Source organism: Nostocoides australiense Ben110, from assembly GCF_001050535.1.
Classification (GTDB): Bacteria; Actinomycetota; Actinomycetes; order Actinomycetales; family Dermatophilaceae; genus Nostocoides_A; species Nostocoides_A australiense.
Window position 1 is genome coordinate 2,759,840 of sequence record NZ_HG764815.1, and the last position, 3,732, is coordinate 2,763,571.

Genomic DNA, 3,732 nt, shown 5'->3' on the forward strand with positions numbered 1-3,732 from the left:
CATCCTCGACGCCGCCGAGAAGGCCAAGGCCGCCGTCGCTCCGGCGACCCCCCAACCGGCCGCACAGGCAACGGCACCGGCCGCGGCGCCCGACGCCGCCCCCGCCGTTGCCGACAGCCGTCGCGGGACCCGCGAGAAGATGAGCCGCCTGCGCAAGATCATCGCCCAGCGCATGGTCGAGTCGCTGCAGGTCTCGGCTCAGCTGACCACGGTGGTCGAGGTCGACATGACCAAGGTCGCCCGGCTGCGCGACCGGGCCAAGGGCGAGTTCGAGAAGCGGGAGGGCACCAAGCTGTCCTTCCTGCCGTTCATCGCGCTCGCCTCGGTCGAAGCGCTCAAGACCCACCCGGGCGTCAACGCCAGCATCGAGGGCGAGGAGATCGTCTACCACGGCAGCGAGAACCTCGCGATCGCGGTCGACACCCCCAAGGGCCTGATCGTGCCGGTTATCAAGAACGCCGGCGACCTCAATATCGCCGGGCTCGCCCGGTCGATCGCCGATGTCGCCGCCCGCACCCGGGACAACAAGATCACGCCCGACGAACTGTCCGGTGGCACCTTCACCATCACCAACACCGGCAGCCGCGGGGCGCTCTTCGACACCCCGATCCTCAACCAGCCGCAGGTCGCGATGCTCGGCTCCGGCGCCATCGTGCGCCGGCCCGTCGTCGTTGAGGTCGACGGCGCCGAGACGATCGCGATCCGCTCGATGATGTTCCTCGCGCTCTCCTACGACCACCGGATCGTCGACGGCGCGGACGCCGCGCGGTTCCTCACCACGGTCAAGGAGCGCCTCGAAGAGGGCCGCTTCGAAGCCTCGCTGGGGTTGTAGGCAACCCACCCCATTCGGGGCTCGTGCGCCGCTAACGATTCGTCGCAGCACCCCGGATCGCAGCGGCCCAGGATCACTGACCAGGACGAAGGGACGAATTCCGTGCAGCAGGGTTCGGCGAGGCCGCTCACCGTCGCCGTCACCGGCGCGAGCGGGCTGATCGGCCGAGCCCTTGTTGCTGCCCTGCGCGAGCGTGGAGACGAAGTCGTCACTCTCGTGCGCCGGGAGCCCGTGAGCGCGGGCGAACGCCGATGGGATCCGGCGACCGGGCACCTGGACCCGCAGGCGCTGGCCGGGGTGGATGCGGTGGTCAATCTCGCGGGCCCGGGCGTCGGGGACAAGCGGTGGACACCGGCATACAAGGCTCGGGTGCTACGCGACCGGGTGAGCGCCACCGAGGCGGTGGCCGAAGCCGTGGCCGCGCGGCTGGCGAGCGACGATCGAGCGATCCACCTCGTCAACGCCTCCGCGGTGGGCTACTACGGCGACCGCGGGGAGGAACTGCTCACCGAGGACAGCCCCGGAGGCTTGGGATTTCTGGCGGAGGTATGCCGCGCCTGGGAGGGCGCGACCCAGGCCGCGTCCGCGGCCGGTGCCCCCGTGACGCTGGCTCGCACCGGCCTGGTCATGTCTGGCGCCGGTGGCGCGCTCGCGCCGCTGGTGCGCGCGACGCGGCTCGGCGCGGGTGGCCCGATGGGTTCCGGGCGCCAGTTCTGGCCGGTGATCTCGCGTCGCGACGAGATCGCTGCCCTGCTCTTCCTCCTGGATCACCCGGACCTGACCGGCCCGGTCAATCTCGTGGGTGTCGAGCCGCCCCGCCAGCGCGAAGTCGCCGGGGCGCTTGGCCGACTCCTGCATCGACCCGCTATCCTTCCGGCACCGGGCGCTGCCCTGCGGGCTGTGATCGGCGAGTTCGCAGGTGAGATCATGGCCAGCCAGCGGGTTCTGCCCGATCGGCTGCTCGCCGCGGGTTTCGTCCACCAAGACCGCGCACTGACCGCCGTCCTCGCCTCGGCACTGGCCGAGGAGTGAGCCGAGAGGGTTTCTTACACCATGTCGCACCCCACGTCTTCCCGTTCTCATGCTGCCCGCCGCCTGGCCTTGCTCGGCGCCGCCGTCATCCCGGTCTCGATAGCCGCCGGGGCCGCCGGCGCCAGCGGCGCCACCGGGCCGACCGTCACCTTGACGACGCCGACCGCGGGATCAACCAACACGGACGGCCGGGTGACGGTCACCGGCACCTATTCCGGGCCCAACAAGGTCACGAGCGTCACCGTCTCCGGGTGCCGGCCGGACGGTTCACGATGCAAGGACTACCTGCTCGCCAACACCAATGGCGCCTTCTCCGGAAAATGGCGCGGCTTCCCCGCGCGGTTGACGCCGACGTCGAGCGACGGCAAGTCGGGCACCTTCACCGTGGTGCTGAGCGGCCTGCCGGGCACCCGACTGCGGATCAGCGCCTTCGCGAGCGACGCGGTCACCCCTCGTGGCGGATCGGCCACGGTCAACGTGGCGGTCAAGGCGCCGGAGGACCCGGCGTTCATCAGCGTCGTCTTCGGCCGGGCCAGTTGGAAGGCCGCCTCCGGCGAGGGCTGCACCAATCAGCCGAACACCGCGCGCACCCTCGAGCAGGACGCCAAGGACATGGCCCTGCTCGGGCTGATGGGTGTGGCGCAGACCGTGACCTCACGTGTCGACGAGACCGAGCGGCTCTGTCCCGACAACTTCGCCGTCGAAGCGTCGTGGGTCGACCTGGCCCGGATGCGCGACGCCTACGGCTGGTCGTTGACCTCGCAGAGCAAGACCTATCCGGACCTGACGAAGCTCACGACGACTCGTGTCATCGACGAGACTGCCGGGACGTTGCCGATCTTCCAGGCACACGGTCATACCCGGGCCGGGGGTTCCTTCGCCTACCCCAACAACAAGCAGAACTCCACCGTGCAGCGCATCGCGACCAACTACTTCGCCTTCGGGCGCAAGTACGCCAACGACCTCAACAGCCGCCAGAACTCCATGGTCTTCCCCTACGAGATGCGCACGTTGTCGGTCAACGGGGGCCGCTGCATCAACGTCAACCTGCCGTGTTCGACGATGCCGATGGTCAACGACCGGGTGACCACCAGCCCCAACAACATCGGGCGCATCCTCAAGCCCGGCCCCGGCCACTGGGGCGTCGTCCAGTTCTATCGGATCGTCGAGGGCGTCGAGGGCAAGCTGGGGCAGAGCTTCGCCTGGGACTGCACCTCCTCGGACTGGCGTAACCGCTGGACCTCCCAGCCCGAGCTCTACTGCCGCAACACGATGATCGAGGGCCTCGAGAAGCGCAACAAGAGCGCAACCTCGGTCGACCCGGCCGCTGTCGCCATCGCGTGGGGCCGCAAGCCGTTCGGGTCCTGACCCGCCACCCCAGTCGAAAGCCCACGACGCGCCGTCATGAATTTTCATTACGGCGCGTCGTGCACTTTCGACGTGTGGGTGCCCGCGTGTGGACTACGCCTCCCGCAGGTCGCGCACCTGCCATCGCGAACCGGACCAGGCCAGGTCGAAGACGATCTGGGTATGCGGTGCAGCCGGCACCGTCGTCGTCCGCCCGTTGGCGTCGGTGATGGTGAATTCGCTGGCGTCGAGGACGGCGCGGACCCGGACCCGGCGGTCGGCCCCGTCGATCGCCCGCGCGGTGGCCGACCGCACCGTGAAGCGCAGACCTTCGTAGGCCAGGTCGTCGCGGCGGGCCCGCGCCAGTGCCGCGTCGTCGGCGTCCGCGGCCGGTGATCCCCCGGCGTTCAGCCGCACGAGCGCACGCGCGTCGAGATCGGTCCAGGCCTGCGCACGCAGGTCCGCGAGCGCCTGCACGACGGCCTTCGGCTCATCCAGGGCACCCGAGCGGGCCCGGACCG

The 3,732-nt window shown here is 70.0% G+C and carries 4 protein-coding genes; 3 read left to right on the forward strand and 1 reads right to left on the reverse strand.

Going from position 1 to position 3,732, the window contains the following annotated elements:
* The 3 genes from sucB to BN11_RS13310 form a co-directional block, all read left to right on the forward strand.
* On the forward strand, positions 1 to 832 hold an 832-nt coding region (sucB, locus tag BN11_RS13300), incomplete at its 5' end, for a 2-oxoglutarate dehydrogenase, E2 component, dihydrolipoamide succinyltransferase (RefSeq protein ID WP_048698415.1).
* Positions 833 to 934: 102 nt separating this feature from the next.
* A complete protein-coding gene (locus BN11_RS13305; protein WP_048698417.1) occupies positions 935 to 1,864 on the forward strand; it encodes a TIGR01777 family oxidoreductase in 930 nt (309 codons plus the stop codon).
* Positions 1,865 to 1,885: 21 nt separating this feature from the next.
* Complete coding sequence (locus BN11_RS13310) at positions 1,886 to 3,232, forward strand: Ig-like domain-containing protein (RefSeq protein WP_157044146.1); 1,347 nt, start codon at positions 1,886 to 1,888, stop codon at positions 3,230 to 3,232.
* Positions 3,233 to 3,325: 93 nt separating this feature from the next.
* Here the strand turns inward: BN11_RS13310 and BN11_RS13315 are convergent.
* On the reverse strand, positions 3,326 to 3,732 hold a 407-nt coding region (locus tag BN11_RS13315; protein WP_048698421.1), incomplete at its 5' end, for a hypothetical protein.